General features: G+C 60.4%; 18 protein-coding genes. 9 read left to right on the plus strand and 9 right to left on the minus strand.

The features are described 5' to 3' along the window. Nucleotides 1-23: 23 nt before the first annotated feature. Complete coding sequence (locus VWZ85_RS00345) at nt 24-857, minus strand: nuclear transport factor 2 family protein (protein ID WP_416586331.1); 834 nt, start codon at nt 855-857, stop codon at nt 24-26. Between the two features lie 105 nt (nt 858-962). Between VWZ85_RS00345 and VWZ85_RS00350 the strand changes: the two genes are divergently transcribed. Continuing rightward, the gene (locus tag VWZ85_RS00350) at nt 963-1,337 is read left to right on the plus strand and encodes a winged helix-turn-helix transcriptional regulator (protein ID WP_340547645.1); all 375 of its coding nucleotides are present in this window, start codon (nt 963-965) and stop codon (nt 1,335-1,337) included. A 28-nt stretch (nt 1,338-1,365) separates the two neighbouring features. Here VWZ85_RS00350 and VWZ85_RS00355 read toward each other — a convergent pair whose 3' ends face one another. Together VWZ85_RS00355 and VWZ85_RS00360 are read right to left on the minus strand one after the other, a co-directional pair. Further along, nucleotides 1,366-2,766, minus strand: a complete 1,401-nt coding sequence (locus VWZ85_RS00355; protein WP_416586334.1) for an aldehyde dehydrogenase family protein — start codon at nt 2,764-2,766, stop codon at nt 1,366-1,368. Between the two features lie 23 nt (nt 2,767-2,789). Continuing rightward, nucleotides 2,790-3,167 (minus strand): nuclear transport factor 2 family protein, encoded by a 378-nt coding sequence (locus tag VWZ85_RS00360; protein WP_416535450.1) that lies wholly within the window; start codon nt 3,165-3,167, stop codon nt 2,790-2,792. A 139-nt stretch (nt 3,168-3,306) separates the two neighbouring features. Between VWZ85_RS00360 and VWZ85_RS00365 the strand changes: the two genes are divergently transcribed. The 8 genes from VWZ85_RS00365 (at nt 3,307) to VWZ85_RS00400 (ending at nt 11,422) form a co-directional block, all read left to right on the plus strand. Beyond that, nucleotides 3,307-4,254, plus strand: a complete 948-nt coding sequence (locus VWZ85_RS00365; RefSeq protein WP_416586336.1) for a helix-turn-helix transcriptional regulator — start codon at nt 3,307-3,309, stop codon at nt 4,252-4,254. A gap of 180 nt (nt 4,255-4,434) precedes the next feature. Beyond that, complete coding sequence (locus tag VWZ85_RS00370; RefSeq protein ID WP_416586339.1) at nt 4,435-5,715, plus strand: ABC transporter substrate-binding protein; 1,281 nt, start codon at nt 4,435-4,437, stop codon at nt 5,713-5,715. Between the two features lie 3 nt (nt 5,716-5,718). Beyond that, complete coding sequence (locus VWZ85_RS00375; protein ID WP_416586342.1) at nt 5,719-6,432, plus strand: ABC transporter ATP-binding protein; 714 nt, start codon at nt 5,719-5,721, stop codon at nt 6,430-6,432. Continuing rightward, nucleotides 6,429-7,133 (plus strand): ABC transporter ATP-binding protein, encoded by a 705-nt coding sequence (locus VWZ85_RS00380; protein ID WP_416537995.1) that lies wholly within the window; start codon nt 6,429-6,431, stop codon nt 7,131-7,133. Before VWZ85_RS00375 ends, VWZ85_RS00380 begins: the two co-directional genes overlap by 4 nt. Next, nucleotides 7,130-7,999 (plus strand): branched-chain amino acid ABC transporter permease, encoded by an 870-nt coding sequence (locus VWZ85_RS00385; RefSeq protein ID WP_416537996.1) that lies wholly within the window; start codon nt 7,130-7,132, stop codon nt 7,997-7,999. The genes VWZ85_RS00380 and VWZ85_RS00385 overlap by 4 nt, the downstream gene beginning before the upstream one ends. Further along, on the plus strand, nt 7,996-8,922 hold the full coding sequence (locus tag VWZ85_RS00390) for a branched-chain amino acid ABC transporter permease (protein ID WP_416586345.1): 927 nt from the start codon (nt 7,996-7,998) through the stop codon (nt 8,920-8,922). Before VWZ85_RS00385 ends, VWZ85_RS00390 begins: the two co-directional genes overlap by 4 nt. A 32-nt stretch (nt 8,923-8,954) precedes the next feature. Continuing rightward, nucleotides 8,955-10,283: an outer membrane beta-barrel protein gene (locus VWZ85_RS00395; RefSeq protein ID WP_416537998.1), complete on the plus strand. Its 1,329-nt coding sequence runs from the start codon at nt 8,955-8,957 to the stop codon at nt 10,281-10,283. A gap of 26 nt (nt 10,284-10,309) precedes the next feature. Continuing rightward, nucleotides 10,310-11,422 (plus strand): class II histone deacetylase, encoded by a 1,113-nt coding sequence (locus VWZ85_RS00400; protein WP_416586347.1) that lies wholly within the window; start codon nt 10,310-10,312, stop codon nt 11,420-11,422. A 177-nt stretch (nt 11,423-11,599) separates the two neighbouring features. Here the strand turns inward: VWZ85_RS00400 and VWZ85_RS00405 are convergent, their stop codons facing one another. From VWZ85_RS00405 to VWZ85_RS00430, 6 genes are all read right to left on the minus strand, one after another. After that, a complete protein-coding gene (locus VWZ85_RS00405) occupies nt 11,600-12,100 on the minus strand; it encodes a DUF3299 domain-containing protein (protein ID WP_416586349.1) in 501 nt (166 codons plus the stop codon). Between the two features lie 22 nt (nt 12,101-12,122). Beyond that, nucleotides 12,123-13,373 carry an ABC transporter permease gene (locus VWZ85_RS00410; RefSeq protein WP_340547656.1) on the minus strand — a complete coding sequence of 417 codons (1,251 nt, stop codon included), beginning with the start codon at nt 13,371-13,373 and terminating at the stop codon, nt 12,123-12,125. Next, nucleotides 13,370-14,065, minus strand: a complete 696-nt coding sequence (locus VWZ85_RS00415) for an ABC transporter ATP-binding protein (RefSeq protein WP_416553975.1) — start codon at nt 14,063-14,065, stop codon at nt 13,370-13,372. The genes VWZ85_RS00410 and VWZ85_RS00415 overlap by 4 nt, the downstream gene beginning before the upstream one ends. Nucleotides 14,066-14,071: 6 nt before the next feature. After that, complete coding sequence (zrgA, locus tag VWZ85_RS00420; RefSeq protein ID WP_416595394.1) at nt 14,072-14,725, minus strand: zinc uptake protein ZrgA; 654 nt, start codon at nt 14,723-14,725, stop codon at nt 14,072-14,074. Between the two features lie 24 nt (nt 14,726-14,749). Continuing rightward, nucleotides 14,750-15,136, minus strand: coding sequence for a Fur family transcriptional regulator (locus VWZ85_RS00425; RefSeq protein ID WP_340547659.1), 387 nt, complete (start codon nt 15,134-15,136; stop codon nt 14,750-14,752). A 110-nt stretch (nt 15,137-15,246) separates the two neighbouring features. Then, nucleotides 15,247-17,517 carry a glycosyltransferase family 2 protein gene (locus VWZ85_RS00430; RefSeq protein WP_416586355.1) on the minus strand — a complete coding sequence of 757 codons (2,271 nt, stop codon included), beginning with the start codon at nt 17,515-17,517 and terminating at the stop codon, nt 15,247-15,249. Nucleotides 17,518-17,628 lie beyond the last annotated feature (111 nt).

Raw genomic sequence — 17,628 nt, forward strand, 5'->3', positions numbered from 1 at the left:
CGTGAAGTTAAAGGGGTTGTGAATCAAAACATGCCGTTGCCGTGGGCGAATTCGGCGGGGATTTCCTGCACCGCGTCCCAATGCTCTGCGATCAGCCCGTCCTCGACGCGCCAGAGGTCATAGAAAGCGGTGGGTTTGCCGTCGTAGATGCCTGCAGCTTGGGTCATTACGAAATTGCCTTCAGCCACCACGTTGTGCAGTTCGGTGTAGCCGAAGGAGATTTCGTTCTCGGCCAAATAGGCGATGAACCCCTTCAGCCCGTCGCGGGTGTCTGGCACATAAGGATTGTGCTGCATGTAGTCGGCGCGGATGTAGTCGTCGATCCTGGCAAGGTCGCCGCCCATCAGCACGTCGGTGACGAGGCCGGTAACCAGTGCCTTGTTGGCTTCGGTCTTGTCCAGATCTGTGATTTCGGTGGTGCCATCAATCATGGAACGGCCGCTGGCGGTTTCAGTCACTTCATCCTGGATCGCATCCCAATGCTCTACCAGCTTGCCGTCTTCAAAGCGGAACAGGTCGATGATCACCTTGGGGCCGAAGAATTCCGCTGTCTGATGGATCACCACAAAGCTGTCATCACCGAACACCCGGATGGGGTTGACCTGCACTGGCGGATCCAGGGTCTCAAGAAAATCAACAAAGCCCAGCAGCCCTTTGCGCCCATCGGCGGCCTGCGGGTTGTGCTGGATGTAATTCTCGGCGACATGCGCGCGGATAAACTCGCGGTCGCCTTTGACGAGGCCCTGCTCAAGAAGAGCCCGGGCGGTGGCCTTGTTTTCTGCGGGATCAGCGGCTGCAGAGGTTGCTACGGCTGCGGCCAGCACCGCTGTTGTTGCCGCTTTCTCGAAAATGGTCATTCAAGTCTCCTTCGTGGCTGTTGCCTGAGTCGGTCACATAAGTTACTATTAAGAAGTGTGGTTCCTATGTGGAAGAAGGCACTTTTTAGTAACTAAGGAAAATCCATGAAGCGGCGTGAGGAAATCGAACGAGAGCTGGGGCTGGATCTTTGCCCGATCCGAACCGTGCTGGCGCAGATCAGCGGTAAATGGAGCCTGCTGGTGATCCTGTTGCTGCGGGACGGGGAATACCGGTTTTCAGAAATTCAACGGGCAATCCCCGATGTTTCGCAGCGGATGCTGACCCAGACCCTGCGGCAGCTAGAACGCGATGGGCTGGTGGCGCGCAAGGTCACACCGGTGATCCCGCCGCGGGTTGATTATGCCATTACCGAGCTGGGCAGATCCTTGTTTGACCCTATCGGCGCGATGGCCGCCTGGGCGGTAGAGAAGCACCCGGAAATCATGACTGCACGGGAACGCTACGACAACGCAGGATAGGGCCGGGGCTGCGGCCCCGGCCGCCCGTTCAGGTGAACACCACTTGGATATCGGTGTATTCTGCCAGTCCTTCCTCGCCGAATTCCACGCCGAGGCCGGAGGATTTCACCCCGCCGAATGGCGCGTTGGGCTGGATTGCCCCGTGCTTGTTGATCCAGACTGAGCCGCACTCCAGTCGTGCCGCCACTGTTCGCGCCTTGGCAATATCGCTGGACCAGACCGATCCGCCCAGCCCGTTGGGGCTGTCATTGGCGGCTGCAATCGCCTCCTCAACGTCACGGAATTTGATAACCGGCAGGGCTGGACCGAACTGCTCCTCATCCACCAGCGCATCACCATTGGCGAGGCCGGCAATGATGGTCGGCTCAAAAAACAGCCCTTCACCAGGGTTGCCGCCCAGCAGCAACTGGCCTTTATCGCGGGCCGCGGCTACGAGACGGGACACCTTGGCGTGCTGCATCGGATTTTGCAGCGGGCCAAGGATGGAGGACTCGTCGGATCCCGGACCCACAGGAATGGTGCGGGCAAATTCCACCAGCGCGGCACAGACTGCGTCGTGAATGTCTTCATGCACATAAAGGCGCTTCAGCGCAGCGCAGGTCTGGCCGTTGTTGATGAAGGCGCCCCAGAACAGCCCCTCGGCGATTGCTTGCGGATCGGCGTCCGGTAGCACGATGCCCGCGTCATTGCCGCCCATTTCCAGCGTCAGCCGCTTCATTGTCGGCGCGGCCGAGGCCATGATCTTCTCGCCCGTTGCACAAGAGCCGGTGAAGACAATTTTGCGGATCCCCGGATGGGCAGACATTGCTGCCCCCAGATTGTCAGCCTGGTCGTCGCTGGCGACACAATTTAGGACTCCCGCTGGCAGCACCTTGTTCAGCAAAGCCACAAGCCGCAGCGTGCTGAGCGGAGTCAGCGGCGAGGGTTTGATCACCACGGTATTGCCGGTCCGCAGCGCGGGCAGAATGTGCCAAATCGCAATCATCACCGGGTAGTTCCAAGGGGTGATCGAGCCGACGACACCAAGCGGTTTGCGATGCAGCTCAATCCGACCTTCGGCGTCTTCCTGCAGAACTTTGACCGGCAGCGACAGCTGAGCGGTGTAACCGGCCCAGGCCTGAGCTCCGCCCATCTCAAAACGTGATCCGAGGCCATTGAGCGGCTTGCCCTGTTCGGCGGTGATTAGCTGCGCGAGCTCCTCAGCGTGCTCCGCGATCTTGTCCGTGACGGCTTCGCAATAGCGCCGCAGTTCGGTGTCGGGCAGCTGCGACCAGCTGGCAAAGGCTGCTTGCGCGGCTGCCACCGCACGATCCAGGTCCGCAAGCGTTCCGTTTGGTGCTTGGCCTGCCAGCCCGCCTGCCGGGTTGGCAACGTCGAAACTGGCGGCAGCTGGCGCGGGCGCGCCGCCGATTGTCATCTCAAATGTCATAGGGTGTCCTCCTTGGCTGCAGGTCAGGCGGCGGGCATGAAATAGTCCATATGGACCTTCCAGCCGTCGTCACCGTTCTGCCAGACAACCACATAGGCCAGATGGATATCGCCTGCGCCCTCGGCCCGCGGCGTCAGTACCACGCGGCCTGTCTCAATCGCGCTGCAGCCTTCTTGCTGCACCGATGTTGTTGAGAGCTGGGCCAACTTCATGTCTTGCACCGCGCCCAGGAAGTAGGCTGAGGCACCATCGCGCCCGGTAAAGGTCCCGATCCCCTGGCCAATCACCACCGGGTCGGCGGTGTAGTAGCCCTCCACCAGCGCGGCGACATCGCCAGCGGCAAAGTCCGCCTCGAACTGGCGCGACTTCTCGGCGATCACGTCTTTCAGGGTTGCAGTCATGGTGTAATCCTCCCTTGGATTTGCGCATGCCCTAGGCAGTCCCGGGGCGCTGACGCCAACGCTAGCCAGGGAAAGGGAGGTGCTGTATAGTGCAGATGCACTATGTGTTTGGCAGCTTGGCGCGGGATACCCGGACCCCATGAACCGCTATGATCTGAGTGAATTTGTACTGAGCCTGATGGACAAGGCCAACACCCACACGCCGCTGCATTTCCAGCAGTACATGATCGGGCTGATGCGCGGCATTACGGTGTTTGATTCCGCCTGGTGGGGCTGGTCGGTGTTCCGGGGCGGCAAGATAGCCATGGTCCATACGATGGTCAGCGGTCTGCCGGAGGGGTTCGAGCCCAAGGTCAAAGCGCATCTGGTGAATGACCCCTTTGTGCGCACCGGCCGTTCCCTGAAACGGTACGCCCGGTCGCTGTCGGTCGAGGATGCTGTGACAGATCCCGGGTTTAAGGTCTTCGCCGAGGAATTCGATCTGACCCAGATGCTGAACGGCCATTGCAAGGTGCGCGAAGGGCCGTTCAACTTTTTCATGTCGCTTTACCGGCATGGCCAGAAGCCAGCCTTTACCGACACAGAGACTGCGGATTTTCTGGCCATCCTACGGCATCTGGAGCAGGCGTTGTCGATGTGCTTACAGCTGGACCTAGGATTGCGGGTGGACCCCTGCAACGAATGGGCGCTGCTGGACCATGAGGGCGAATTGTTCTTGTGCTCTTCCGGCTTCAATGCGGCGGTGAAAGACGGGCTTGAGCCCGGGCAGAAGCCGACGGCCATGATGCGGGAACTGGCGGGTCATACTGTGATCACCGCGCCCTCCGGGACGACCTTCGGCCGCTCCCGTTACTCTGACGACCTTTGGCTGATTTCGGCACAGCCGGTCAGCCCCCTGAGCCGCCTGTCCCCGAAGGAACGCCATGTTGCGGAGCTGCTGATTTCCGGCGCGACGATGCGGGCGGTTGCCGAAGACGTCGGCGTTTCGGTCAATACCGTGCGGAATCAGGCGGCCTCCATCTATCGGAAAACCGGCGTTCACAGCAAAGTCGAACTGCTGCAACTGGCGGGCAGCCAGCTGCGCTAGAGCTGCACCCGTAGCGTTTCAGGCACCTTCATTCCTTCGCTATGCCGCTGATTTCATGTGGCTCCATCGACGTTCCTGCGAGCGCTGCAAAGCTGTAAACAAGCCGGTCGATGATAGTGCATATGCACTATGTCTGAGCCGCGGGCCCTTCCGTACCGTTTTGGAAAAGGGAGGATCACCATGACCAGAAACACATCTTTCAGCCGTCGCAGTTTCCTGGCGGGAACGGCCGCCGCAACCGGCGCACTCGCGATGCCGTCCATTGCCACCGCCGCCTCCAAGAAGGTTCGGATCGGATTCATCTCGCCGCTGAGCGGACCGCGCGCCTCGTTCGGGACATCGGATCAGTGGATGGTCGACAGCATTCGCAAACAGCTGGAGGGCGGGCTGAACGCTGGCGGCAGCACCCATGAAGTCGAGATCATCGTGAAGGACAATCAGTCCAACATGAACCGGTCGATCTCTGCGGGCAATGAGCTGATCCTGCGCGATCAGGTCGATATGCTGCTGATCAACGACGGCGATGCGGCGGTGGCTTTGGGCGAGATCGCCGATATTCATGGCATCCCGACGATGAGCACGATGCAGCCCTGGCAAGCCTGGATGTTCCCGCGCGGCTCCAACCCCGAACAGGGCTTTCCCTGGACCTTCCATTTCTTCTGGGGGGCTGATGACGCCATGAGCACCTTTGTGCGGCTTTGGGATCAGATCGACACCAACAAGAGCGTTGGCGATTTCTATCTCGACAACCCGGTCGGACAGGCCTTTGCCGATCCGGCGATGGGGTTGCCGGGCTTCATCGAGCGGGGCGGGTATTCGCGTACCGATGGCGGCATGTTCAAGATCGACGCGGATGACTATTCCGCCCAGGTCAGCCGCTTCCGCGACGCAAGCGCCGATATTGTGACTGGCTTCGGCTTCCCGCCGCATTGGATCACCTTCTGGAATCAGGCGGGGCAGGCGGGCTACACCCCAAAGGCCTGCACCTTTGCGGCGGCCTTTCTGTTCCCACAGGCGATTGAAGCGATGGGCGCGCGCGGCGATGGCATGACGACTGAGGTCTGGTGGACCCCGAATGTGCCCTTCGCCTCTTCCTTCACGGGGCAAAGCGCCCGCGAACTGGCCGGCGCCTGGGAAGCAGACAGCAACGCGCAATGGGTGCAGACGCTGGGCTACAGCCACGCGCTGTTCGAGGTGGGCCTGGATGCGCTGGTGCAGTCCGGCGCCCCCAAGGACCGCGCCGCAGTCCGCGACGTCTTTGCTGCCACAAAACTGGACACGGTTGTGGGGCCGGTGAATTTTGCCTCCAGCCCTGTCAAAAACGTGGCGAAGACCCAGCTGGCGGGCGGCCAGTGGCGCAAGTCCTCGGGTAAGCATGCGTTTGAACTGGTGATTACCGAAAACACCCTCGCGCCTGACATTCGCGTCGAAAGCGAAACCATCGCACTGCCCAAGGTCTGAGCCATGTTGGAAGCACGCAATCTCAGCAAGGCGTTTGGCGGCCTGCGGGTGATCAAGGATGTCTCGGTCACCGTCGCACCGGGCAGCTGCCTTGGGATCATGGGGGGCAATGGCGCGGGCAAGAGCACGTTCTTTGATCTCCTGACCGATGTTACACGCGCCGATGGCGGATCGGTCCATGTGGCAGGGCGGGATGTAACCGGGCTGGACACAGCCGGGCGGGTTCGTGCCGGGCTGGCACGTGCCTTTCAGGTGCCGCGCGCATTTGCCTCTCTCAGCGTTCAAGAGACACTCTATCTGGCACAGCACGCAAGCCACGGCATCGCGCCCAAGGCCGCACGGGCGCGGGTGGAGGAGATCCTGGAGATCACCGGTCTGGGACCACACCGCAACAATCCCGGCACCGCGCTGCGGTTGTTGGACCGCAAACGGCTCGAACTGGCAAAGGCGCTGGCCTCCGACCCCAAAGTAATCCTGCTGGACGAGGTGTCCGGCGGGCTGACCGATCAGGAAACCGCCGAGATGGTGCTGCTGGTCAAGCGGCTGAAGGAAGCGGGGCTGGCGGTCCTGTGGATTGAGCATATCGCCCACGCACTGCAGGAAGCGTCTGACAGGATCATGATGCTGGCGCTGGGGCGCAAGCTGATTGAGGACCGCCCGGAGGTGGTTGCCGCCGACGCGCAGGTGCGCGCGCTGTATCTGGGGGCGGCGGCATGACCCTGTTGCAGATGCAGAACCTGACCGCGCGCTATGGCGATTTCCAGGCCCTGTTTGGAATTGATGCGCATGTAGCCAAGGGCGAGACCGTCGCGCTGATCGGTGCCAATGGCGCGGGAAAGACCACGCTGCTGCGGGCGATTGCAGGCTTGGGCACACGCGAGGCGGGACAGCTGACCTTTGCCGGGCAGGACATTCTGGCGCTGGATCCCGGCGCGCTGGCGCAGCGCGGCATTGCCATGGTGCCGGAAGGCCGTCGGCTGTTTCCCAGCCTGACCGTGGCGGAAAACCTGATGATCGGCGGCGATGTCGGACGGCGCGGCCACTGGACCCTGCCGCGGGTGCTGCAGCTGTTCGACGAAATCGCGCCGATGGCGCAGCGACCTGCAGGTCTGCTGTCGGGCGGCCAGCAGCAAATGGTGGCCATCGGCCGCGCGCTGATGACCAACCCGGAGCTTTTGCTGGTGGATGAGGCCTCCCTCGGGCTGGCGCCGGTGATTGTTGATCGGGTGTATGAGGCTTTGGCCGGCCTCAAGGCGCGCGGCACCACAATTGTGCTGGTCGAACAGGATATCCGCAGGGCGCTGGCAGCCTCTGACCGTTTCTACTGCCTGCTCGGCGGGCAAGTGTCGCTGGCAGGCGCTTCGGATGGTGCCTGTTTCGAGCAGGTGAGTCAGGCCTATTTCGGAGAGAACCAATGAGCACAGCCATAGAAATCCTGATGAACGGGCTGTTCCTGGGCGGGCTCTATGCGCTGTTCGGGCTGGGGCTGTCGCTGATCTTCGGTGTCATGCGGATTGCCAATATTGCTCATGGAGAGCTGGCCATTGCCGGCGCGCTGGCGCTGTTCACCCTCGGCGCGGACTGGCCGGTCAGCTCATTTCTGCTGATGCCGCTAGTCTGCGCGGGCGCCTTCGCCTTTGGCTGGCTGCTGCAGACCCAGCTGCTGAACCGGGTGCTGAGCCCCGATCCAATGCCTGCCCTTCTGGTCACATTCGGCCTGTCGGTAGTGATGCAGAATGCCATGGTCGGCCTTTATGGCGCCAACAGCCGCAGCATCGACCTTGGCGCGGTCAAAACCGCCAATCTCACCATTGCAGGCCAGACAATCGGCTGGCTGCCGCTGGGCATCTTCCTGCTGTCGCTGTCGCTGTTCGGCGGGTTGCATCTGGTCCTGCGCAAGACCCGGCTGGGGCGCGCGGTGCGCGCAACCTCGGATGATGCGGAAACCGTGGCGCTGTTTGCAATCCGCCGTCGACGCATCTTTGCCATTGCCATGGCAGTCTCCGCAGCCTGCGCGGCACTGGCAGGAATGCTGCTGGCCTCACGCAGTTCGATCACGCCGTTTTCCGGTGCGGAGCGGCTGCTCATCGCCTTTGAGGTGATCGTGATCGGCGGCCTTGGCTCAATCTGGGCCAGCTATCTTGGCGGCATCGCCCTGGCGCTGGTGCATGTGGCGGGCTTCTACTTTGATCCGGCGTCGGGGCTGCTCTACGGGCACCTGCTTCTGCTGGTCTTTCTTCTCATCCGCCCGCAGGGGCTTGCCGGAAAGGTGGTGACACGATGACCCGCGCTATTCTTGCCCTTTTGCTCACTGCACTTGCTGCCGCGCCTTTTGCGCTGAATGCAGGCGGGCTGGCGCTGCTGACCGAAATGCTGGTGCTGCTGGCCATCGCACAAAGCTGGAACCTGCTGGCGGGTTATGGCGGCCTCCTGTCGCTTGGCCACCACGCTTTTGTCGCCACCGGGGCGTACCTCTTGTTTGCTGTCACACGGGACCTGCCTGTCTCTCCCTACATCATGGTCCCGTTGTCCGGGGCCGGGGCGGCGCTGCTGGCGCTTGCCCTGACCCCGGTTCTGTTCCGCCTGCGCGAGGTCTATTTCGCCATCGGCATGTGGGTGGCGGCAGAGATCATAAAAATCGTTGTCGGCCGGCTGGACTACTTCGGAAGCTCGTCCGGCCTGCCGCTTTATGCGGCTCGGCGGATCGACACCAGCTGGCTGCCCGCGTCGGCGCACTGGTTTGCGCTGGCACTGTCCGCGGGGCTGTGTCTGGGGCTGTGGCTGCTGCAGCAAAGCCCCTATGGCCTGCATGTCCATGCGATGCGCGATGACGAAACCGCCGCCCGCTCGCTGGGGGTGAAAACCCGGCGGATCAAAGGGACCATCTTTGTCCTTTCGGCGGCGGGGTGCGGCATGGCCGGCGCCATCAGTTTTCTTGGCACGCTCTATGTCTCGCCAATCGCCGCCTTCGACATCAACTGGACGGTGAACGCGATCTTTATCTGCGTTATCGGCGGGCTTGGCACCATCCGCGGCCCGGTGCTGGGCGTGCTGCTGTTCGTTCTCCTGCGGGAGGGGCTCGCCGCCTATCCCGGCTGGAGCCAGATTGCCCTCGGCCTCATCGCGGTTGCGGTGATGCTGTTGGCGCCGCGGGGGCTGAGCGGCCTGCTGGACCGCCTGCTCCCCAATATCAGAAGGGCCGTCTGAGGCCTGCAAGACCATACCTTCAGGAGGGGAAAATGAAGAAGAGTTTGACGCTGGCCGCCTGGCTGGCCGGATCACTGCTGCCTGCCGCTACCCGTGCTCAGGATGCGCCGCCACCGGACGCCTACGGCTCCTTGTTCCGCAGCATCGCGGGTGACGGCCTGGAAAAGAACCACCGTATTGGTGTCTTGGGCTGGGTGGATGCAACCGCCATCACGGCGTCCAGCACTGGCGTGGACGGAGCGCTCGGCAATGGCGCGTTCTTCTCCGGCGAGGAGGGGCTGAACCTCAACCAGCTGGGATTGGTGTTCTGCCGCGGCATCAGCTGCCCCGGTCCGCTGGCCGGCCGCCCGCAAGGCGTTATCGCCCGGGTCGGCCCGTTTCCGGGGCCGCGCGGCGAGCAGGTGGAGTTCGGTTTCAATATCACCGCGACCTATGGGAGGGATTCCGACTTCTTCCGTACTGCGGGGTTTGACGACTTCACCTCCGATCTGGACGATGACAACAAGCTGGCCTTCCCGCAGGCCTATGCTGAGGTCTATCTGCCGGTGCTGGGCGGCACCACGGTCTTGGCGGGGAACTTCCTGTCGCCAGTCTCTGGTAAGGAAATCGGCCTGCCGTTCACCCCGCCCAACTGGTTTTCCACCCATACCTACAGCCTGCAGCATGGGCCTGGGACCCATACCGGCGTGCTGATCAGCTCTCGTCTGCCCACGCGGGAGGGAGCCGGACTCTGGGGCTTTGAGCTGGGCGCCGTGACCGGCTGGAGCACGGTGGAAGACAGCCGCCTGACGCTGATCGGCGCGCTGCGCTGGCGCAGTGCGGATTTCCGAACCTGGGTCGACTTCGAGGCGATCTATGGAAACGGCGAGGGCGATGCCTACGGCCCGTCCCGCGGCGGTTCCGCCTATATCGCGCTCAGCAGCACCGGTGAACGGCTCGACCGGGCGGCGGCCTACCTGACGGTTGGCCATCAGGTGAACCCTGATCTGTCCCTGGCTTTTGAGGCCAGCTACGGCTTTCAGGAGGGCGGCGATATTCCGGCCCCCGGCGCGATCACCCAGAAAAGCGAATGGTACGGCCTCAATGCCCAGGCCCGTTACCAGCTTGCGGACAATCTGCACCTGAACGGGCGTGCCGAATGGTTTCGCGACGACAACGCCGCCAACATCCTGTGGGCCGCGAACGGCGCCACCGGCGGCAATGTCTATGCGGTGACGGCGGGGCTGGAGTGGCAGGCAACCCCCGCGCTGCGGATCCGGCCAGAGCTTCGCTACGACACCTATGACGGCGGCGGCACACTGTTTGGCGGCGGCCGCAACGACCAGTTCACCGCGCTGCTGAACGCAACGCTGCGCTTCTGAAACCTGCACATCGAGGAGAGACGACAATGCCGGGTACAGGATTTTACTTTGACGAACACTGCCTGTGGCACACGACAGGTGAACACGCGCTGATCATGCCGGTCGGGGGCTGGGTGCAACCGCCCGCCGGCGCCGGGCATGCGGAATCGCCGGAATCCAAACGGCGACTGAAGTCGCTGATGGATGTGTCCGGGCTGACCGCCCAATTGGGCGTCCAGTCGGCCCGGCCAGTCAGCGAATGCGAAATGGCGCGGGTCCACAGCAGTGACTACATTGAGCGTTTCAAGGCGCTGAGCGATGCGGGCGGCGGGAATGCTGGTCTGTTCTCACCTTTCGGAGCTGGCAGCTACGAAATTGCCGCTTTGTCGGCCGGGCTGGCGCGACAGGCGGTTTTCGATGTGCTGGACGGAACCTATCAGAACGCCTATGCCCTGTCGCGCCCGCCGGGGCACCATGCTGGGCGGGATGGTTCCATGGGGTTCTGCCTCCTGGCTAATATCCCGATCGCGATCGAGGCCGCCAAGGCTGAAAAAGGGCTAGGCCGCGTCGCAGTGCTTGACTGGGATGTTCATCATGGAAACGGCACCCAAGACATATTTTATGAGCGCGGTGATGTTCTGACGATTTCGATTCACCAGCAAAGCTGCTTCCCACCTGGCTCGGGCTTGGGGGAGGAGCGCGGCGCGGGAGCAGGAGCCGACTGCAACTTGAACGTCGAGCTGCTGCCGGGCGCAGGCCACCAGTCTTACGCCGATGCGATGGAGCTGCTGGTGCTGCCCGCGCTTTACGAATTCAAACCGGATCTGATCATCATCGCCTGCGGGCTTGATGCCAACAATTTCGATCCGCTCAGCCGGATGACCGCGCACAGCGGCACATTCGCCTATCTCACCCGCACGGTGATGAAGGCCGCGCGCGATCTATGTGGTGGCAGACTGGTTGCGGTGCATGAGGGCGGCTACGCGGAGGCGGTGGTTCCCTTCTGTGCGCACGAAGTGATCGCGACGATGGCAGGCATCAAGAGCGATGTCGAAGACCCCTTCCGCGGCGTTGCCGAGGCCAACCAGCCCGCAGCCGATTTCGTCGAATTCCAGCGGAACCGGCTGATAAAGTTCGCGGAGCAGATTGCATCAACATAGTCAGGAGCTCTGGCTCACGGCGCCGGCCGGTTTCCTGGTCTTCGCCTTACCGCTCAATTGCAAGACTACCCCGCGATCACACGCGGCAGTTTGTTAAAAAGTAACAGCGACCGATTGGGCTTCAAGCGGGGTATTCTTGCCTCGCTTGGAGCTTTCGAAAAACGGCGAGCTGCTTCGTCACCAGACGTAGACCTCCATCTTGTCGGCGGCTATGGAATAGCCCGTTTGGCCAAGCGCGGTAGATTGCAGTTGCGTCCGCAGTGTTCCCGTAACCCAAACCGGATCCCAGAGCTGATCCCCCGGCCATGGTTCTGTCGCGGTGACCATCACAAGCTGGTTAGCCGGGGGCGGGGGCGTATGGATGCAGGCGCCGACATAGGGCACCAGCATGAACTCCGTCACGCCCTTTGCACCGACGTCGAAGGGGATGATGAAACCTGGCATCTTGATATACACACCGTTCAGCTCTTCGTTCAGCTTCGTCGCATTTGCGTCGTAGATCGGCCGCCAGGTGTCATTCTCAACGTCCATATCGCCTTCGCCGGTGATCTCCGAATAGGGAACTCCCGGCGGGATCAGGTCATCCCACATGATCTCGCGCGGCGTCGCTGCAGAGGCCACCGTTGGGGCAATCACTGATCCAGACAAGAGCATCAACGCCGTTCTGCGGTTCATCATTTGGTCCACCTCGCTTAGTCCACTACATCCTTACCATCATACCATCGGCAACGGACATTCTATAGGCTCTCATCGCAGGTATGAGGCTGACAACCATGCCGGCACAGATAACGCTCAGAATGACCCAAAACTCGCGCAGTGTTGGCGCATCAATCGGCAACCACAAGCCAAGCGCGCTGTCGAGAAGGGGTTGGGAGATGATCAACCCTACATATACCAACCCCAATCCAAGTGTTGCCCCGAGAGTGGCCATCATCATCGCTTCCAACACCAGCAGGCTAAGTATTGTTAGCGGACCTGCACCCATCGCGCGAAAGATCGCCATTTCGCGGCGCCGTTCATTCAGACTGGAAAAGATCGTGGCCATCATTCCGATCAGCGCGGTCACAACCACCATAGCCGAGACTGCAACAAGCGCGGTTTCGGCTATGCCAACAATACCCCATAGCTCTTGCAAAGCCACACCCGGCAGGATCGCCAGCAACGGCTCTTCGCGATATTCGTTGATGGAACGTTGCAGAGAAAATGTCTGGAGCGGGCTTTTGACACCGACGAGGGCCGCCGTTATCGCTTTCGGTGTCAGGTCCATCTGACGGATGACATCCACCGGCGTCGCCTGACCGGGGATCTGTGCGCCACTCTGCCAGTCGACATGGATGGCTTCTATCGCCTCCATGCTTATGATGACCGTGCGGTCAACCGGCGTACCGGTCTTTCCCAGAATTCCAGAGACCCGGAATGGCTGATCTTTGTGTTCGGTGAAAGACGCAAGGCCATGCGCCACGATGATCGGATCGCCGACCTTGTAACCCAATGCGGACGCGACGTCGGCCCCAACCACCGCATCAAAAAGATCATCCATGACGGCGCCATTTGCCAGCGTCAACGACCTGCCTTGCCGATATCTATAATGCTCAAAAAACTCTTGGGTGGTGCCCATCACACGGAACTGCCGGTGGCTGTCACCAAGGGAGATCGGCACAATCCAGTCCACATCGGACCGGCCCGCGATGTCCTGATAGCTTTGCCAGCTGACGTTGTTTGTCGCATTCCCGATACGAAATACCGAGTAGAGCAACAACTGCACAGATCCCGAGCGGGCGCCGACAATCAGATCGGTCCCGGAAATCGTGTCGGCAAAGCTCGCCTTGGCCCCGGTTCGCACCTTTTCGACGCCAAGAAAAAGGGCGACCGACAAAGCGATAGCAAGGATTGTCATACCCACCGTCAGCGCACGCGCAAACAGCGACGCAATCGCCAGCCGCAAAATCATGATACACCTTTCTGAACTTCGGCGATGTCCTCAAGGGTGATGACCCGGTCGAACCTTTTGCCCAGACGGGGATCATGACTCACCATCAATAGTGAAGAGCCCGTAGACGCAGTCTGTGTGAACAGCACATCGAGAAAGGCGTTCTGGGCGTTGCTATCGAGGGCAGAGGTCGGCTCATCCGCGATGATAAGGGGGGGCTGGCCAATCAAGGCACGGGCCACCGCGACGCGTTGTTGCTGACCCACGCTAAGCGTCCTGGCCTTTGCGTTGATAAGATGCTCCGGCAGACCCAGGGCAGAACACAAGCGTGCTGCCTCCGCGGCGGGCTGGCTGACCCGCCTGCGGCGTGAGGGGGCAAAGCGGAGGGGCAGCAGGATATTGTCGATCACAGATCCAAATGGGAGCAAGTTGAACTGCTGGAAGATAACGCCGATATGCTCCGCCCTGAAGGTATCTCTCGCGCCTCCGCTCAATCGGGAAATATCTCTGTCGGCAACAGCAATCTCGCCGCGATCCGGCAGGATTGTACCGCAGATCAATGACAGCAGCGTTGATTTTCCCGACCCGCTTTCGCCCAGAAGCAGGACTGTTTCACCCGCTGCAAGAGAGAATTGCGGGACACTCAGCGAGAACCCGGTTCGTCCGCGCCAACGATAGGCCAGTCCAGTGATTTCGAGCGTTGCATCCGTCACCTACGTTCAACGCTCCAACGTCAGGATCGGGGTGCCACGTTCGACCTGATATGCGTGCGCGCCGGATGCACCGGCCAGTTGCACCTGAACCTTCTGCGCGCTGGGAAAGGCGTCGAAGTAAGCGAAGCTGATATTCGTCAGGGATGCAGGTTCGGCGCAGTTTAGCATGTAATTTGCATGAAACTCGGCGTGATCTGCTTCCTCGGTGTGATGCTCAGCATGGCCTTCATGCTCATGGTCATCATGCTTGTCGTCCGCGTGGTCTTCGTGGTCGTTATGACCGTGTTGGTTGTTATCATGCCCGGCATCTTCGGCATGATCCTCATGCACATCTTGACCGTGGCCACTGGCAGTCTCCAGCTTTGCGCTCGCCTCGCCAACGCTGCACCGAGCGGCGTCCGGCATAACAAAAAGGGCCAACGGATCACTGAGCCGGGCGATTGCAGCATCAAGTGCTGAACGATCCGCGGCACTCTTTGCGGCATGTTCAAACCCGACCAGGTCAGCACCGGGCGCCTGGAACTCCATCAATACCGTGCTCCCGTCGATCGCAATGTTCAGCGTGCCAACGCCGTGTTCATGCGCGCCAAGTTGACGGGTGCCCTCGGCCAACGCAGGCAAGGCAGTAACGATTGCGAGAAGAGAGAGAGTTCGTTTCATAGCAATGTCCAATGTGGAAAATGATCAGGCAGCACAGGTGCCACATAGGCCGTGGATTTCGACGATATGGCGCAGGGCTTTAAAGGCATTTCTATCGGTCAGTTCTGTAAGCTTCGGAAGCAGGTCACTGCCGTCGTGTTCCTCTACCGATCCGCAGTCTTCGCAGATGGCCAGAACAGGCACGCTTTCAGCATGGTCGCAGCGACAGGGGACAAAGGCGTTGATTGACTCAAGGCGATGCGCACGCCCCTGATCGGTCAGAGCCGACAGCGTACGATAGACTGTCGGCGGCGCAATACTTGGCTCGCTCAGCTGGAGCTGTTCAAGAATTTGATAGGCCGTCATCGGCCTGTCGCAGGCCTTCAACACGGTCAGGACATCTGATTGGCGTGTCGTTGCGCGTTTTCGCATGATGGCACCCTTTGTTGCTCCAGGTTATTATTTTATAATATAACAAACTGCAAGACTTAAAACACCAGACACCGGGACAGCCATACGCAAATCCCGGATCGCTCCTGTCCTTAATGGTTGGTCTCGCCCCGCCGCACGGTGAAAAAAAAGTCGCTCCCTAAGGGGCGTTCGGCAACCTCGTCAGGTATAACCTCGGGGCCGCCTAGAAACACGTTGGTGCAGAAATGGGCGTGCATCCTCGAGAGTTTTCGCAACTTTTCACCTGTGATGTCCTGAAACAGCGCAAGCATATCCTCGCGCGCCTTGAGTTCGCTGATCCTCTCGCGATGCCTTCGGCAGCAGCCCTCATGTGCAGCGGCAATGTCTGGATCTGTCAGCAATCGGGCCAGTTCCTCCTCAAGCGCAGGCATCATGCGCTGGATCGAGCGATCGTCTTCGGCGTTGTTGTTCATTCTGAACCAGTAGGACAATCCCTGATCGCGCTCGACGTGATTCACCCGGCCACGGTCGCGTTTGACCAGAAAACTCTCTGCACTGCGCACCGCGTAATGGTTGAGCTGGACCAGGTCGTATCCATAGGTCGCGATGGTCGAGCGCCAGCCATTGCGAAATATGTCCCGTGGCATCGGGCGACCCGATCCGTTGACCCATCGAATGTCCTGCCAGTGCTGTGATTGCAGCCCCTTTGGCCGGTGAACGCCGAGACGTTTGAAGACACCGTTATTTCGAAACAGCGTTTTAAAGCCCCAAGCCTGATGCGGCCTGCGCGTGACTTCATGGGCGCAGCGCGTAAACTCTCGTGTGACTAACGCGCCGGAGAACCTGGACACATCATTGTTTCCGAACAAGCGCCAGGTCATAGCGATCATATTCGCGTCACCGATCGCAGCATATAGGTCGCTGAGCCGCCCATTTCCGCATCTGATATTGATGAATTCATCCACATCCATACAGACAAGCCAATCCGCGGTGCGAACGACAGGTTCTTCTTCCGCCGCTTGAAACGCGGCGTGCTGCGGCTTCAGGTCGGTTCCGCGATATGGGTTATCCCTGTGCTGGACGTAGCCCTTGCCCTGTAAAACCCGCAAAAGACTGTCGGTGCCATCGCTACAGTCATTTGTATAAACAAGGACCTCATCGACGCCGATGGCACGGTGGTAGGCCAGCCACTCCAGCACGAAAGGCCCTTCATTCTTCATCGTTGTGACCACAACCGTCCGCGTTCCACTGCCGCCAGTGGGCAAAAGCTTTGCCTTGGGCATACGAACCGGATCTGCGTCGAAATGCTGCAACGACACATCAAGGAGTTCCGGCGCCTCAACGAGGCCAGCCTTCGGGACAATTTGCGATAGCTTCTCAGTTGGATGGCGCAGGAGCATACTGCGGTAGAACTTGGCGATGCGATCCGTGTCGGGCGTCGCCCCTACGATCTGTGACTGATGCCAAATGCTGTCAGCGCGGCAGTCTTGCGGGGCGACGCACCAACGCAGGTGGCGTATGTCGCTATCAAACCGCGTACAGATATGATCGGAAAATGAGGCGTCTCTGCCGCGACGCACCCGCCAAGGATAGCTCTGCACCCCATGCAGGCACGTGTAGCTACCAGGGACCTGAACCGCGCGATCAAAAATCGTTGGACCTTTGTTACAGGCCAGCAGGTCGCATAAATCAAGATTGGCCACTGCACGGGCGCTGGCCAAAAAACGCGCCCGAATGATCTCATAGATCACGAACTCACCGAGCGGCGCCCTCCAGGGGTCATCCGGCGGCGCCGTCTGCCTGCGTTTCGGTGCACTCAACACATTCAGTGGATGAGCTTCAGCTGGCAGGCCTTTTTTGCCAAGCGGGCAGGCAGAATGAACCACGACCACGCGCACGAGCCCCTCAATCTCTTTAGCAAAGCCTTGCAAAGCTGCGATAAACTGCCGACTTTCATCAGGTGGCGCTTGATCTAGGATGACGGCTGCCTGCATCCCATGCTGAGACACATGGTAGGTCAGCCAGTCAAAGGCCGTTTCGGCACTTTCACCATTGCGCGTCGCAATAATCACGTTCAGCCCGGAAAAAAGGTCCGTCTCAGCAGCTTGGGCATCAACACGGCATTCTTGACTGTTGACGGCGATAACGACCGGGTCCATCGGGCTATTCAACCCGAGATCGAGGGACTGAACGCAATCCGGGCGATGTCTGAGCGTGGTGTTTTCGTCGGAAGCCAAAACATCGTTGCAATGGGTCCCTGATTTGAAGAACAGCCTGGCGGCATGGCTGTTGCCTGCGGGGATCACAACGCAGTCTAGCAGAATGGTTTCACCAAACTGCTGTACACCCAACTGGCGCTCCAGAACTTTGTCCGATCCTGTCCCGAGGTCTGAATGCGTCATAGAAGGCCCGTTGATATTTGTCTTTGGATAGCACGAATTTTTTCGTACTGCCCTGAAAAATCCGAACGCCACCAATCATTAACGGCCTCACCGCCCTCGGGTCGATCCTCG

Origin of the sequence: Phaeobacter sp. JH20_29 (assembly GCF_048056175.1) — a bacterium.
Classification (GTDB): domain Bacteria; phylum Pseudomonadota; class Alphaproteobacteria; order Rhodobacterales; family Rhodobacteraceae; genus Phaeobacter; species Phaeobacter bryozoorum.

Bases quoted from the DNA above. Each gene is read 5' to 3' on its own strand.
- VWZ85_RS00400 (WP_416586347.1), top strand. From the start codon at position 10,310: ATGCCGGGTACAGGATTTTACTTTGACGAACACTGCCTGTGGCACACG.
- VWZ85_RS00395 (WP_416537998.1), top strand. From the start codon at position 8,955: ATGAAGAAGAGTTTGACGCTGGCCGCCTGGCTGGCCGGATCACTGCTG.
- VWZ85_RS00345 (WP_416586331.1), bottom strand. From the start codon at position 857: ATGACCATTTTCGAGAAAGCGGCAACAACAGCGGTGCTGGCCGCAGCC.
- VWZ85_RS00425 (WP_340547659.1), bottom strand. From the start codon at position 15,136: ATGCGAAAACGCGCAACGACACGCCAATCAGATGTCCTGACCGTGTTG.
- VWZ85_RS00365 (WP_416586336.1), top strand. From the start codon at position 3,307: ATGAACCGCTATGATCTGAGTGAATTTGTACTGAGCCTGATGGACAAG.
- VWZ85_RS00430 (WP_416586355.1), bottom strand. From the start codon at position 17,517: ATGACGCATTCAGACCTCGGGACAGGATCGGACAAAGTTCTGGAGCGC.
- VWZ85_RS00410 (WP_340547656.1), bottom strand. From the start codon at position 13,373: ATGATTTTGCGGCTGGCGATTGCGTCGCTGTTTGCGCGTGCGCTGACG.
- zrgA (WP_416595394.1), bottom strand. From the start codon at position 14,725: ATGAAACGAACTCTCTCTCTTCTCGCAATCGTTACTGCCTTGCCTGCG.
- VWZ85_RS00360 (WP_416535450.1), bottom strand. From the start codon at position 3,167: ATGACTGCAACCCTGAAAGACGTGATCGCCGAGAAGTCGCGCCAGTTC.
- VWZ85_RS00385 (WP_416537996.1), top strand. From the start codon at position 7,130: ATGAGCACAGCCATAGAAATCCTGATGAACGGGCTGTTCCTGGGCGGG.
- VWZ85_RS00405 (WP_416586349.1), bottom strand. From the start codon at position 12,100: ATGATGAACCGCAGAACGGCGTTGATGCTCTTGTCTGGATCAGTGATT.
- VWZ85_RS00380 (WP_416537995.1), top strand. From the start codon at position 6,429: ATGACCCTGTTGCAGATGCAGAACCTGACCGCGCGCTATGGCGATTTC.
- VWZ85_RS00355 (WP_416586334.1), bottom strand. From the start codon at position 2,766: ATGACATTTGAGATGACAATCGGCGGCGCGCCCGCGCCAGCTGCCGCC.
- VWZ85_RS00390 (WP_416586345.1), top strand. From the start codon at position 7,996: ATGACCCGCGCTATTCTTGCCCTTTTGCTCACTGCACTTGCTGCCGCG.
- VWZ85_RS00350 (WP_340547645.1), top strand. From the start codon at position 963: ATGAAGCGGCGTGAGGAAATCGAACGAGAGCTGGGGCTGGATCTTTGC.
- VWZ85_RS00375 (WP_416586342.1), top strand. From the start codon at position 5,719: ATGTTGGAAGCACGCAATCTCAGCAAGGCGTTTGGCGGCCTGCGGGTG.
- VWZ85_RS00370 (WP_416586339.1), top strand. From the start codon at position 4,435: ATGACCAGAAACACATCTTTCAGCCGTCGCAGTTTCCTGGCGGGAACG.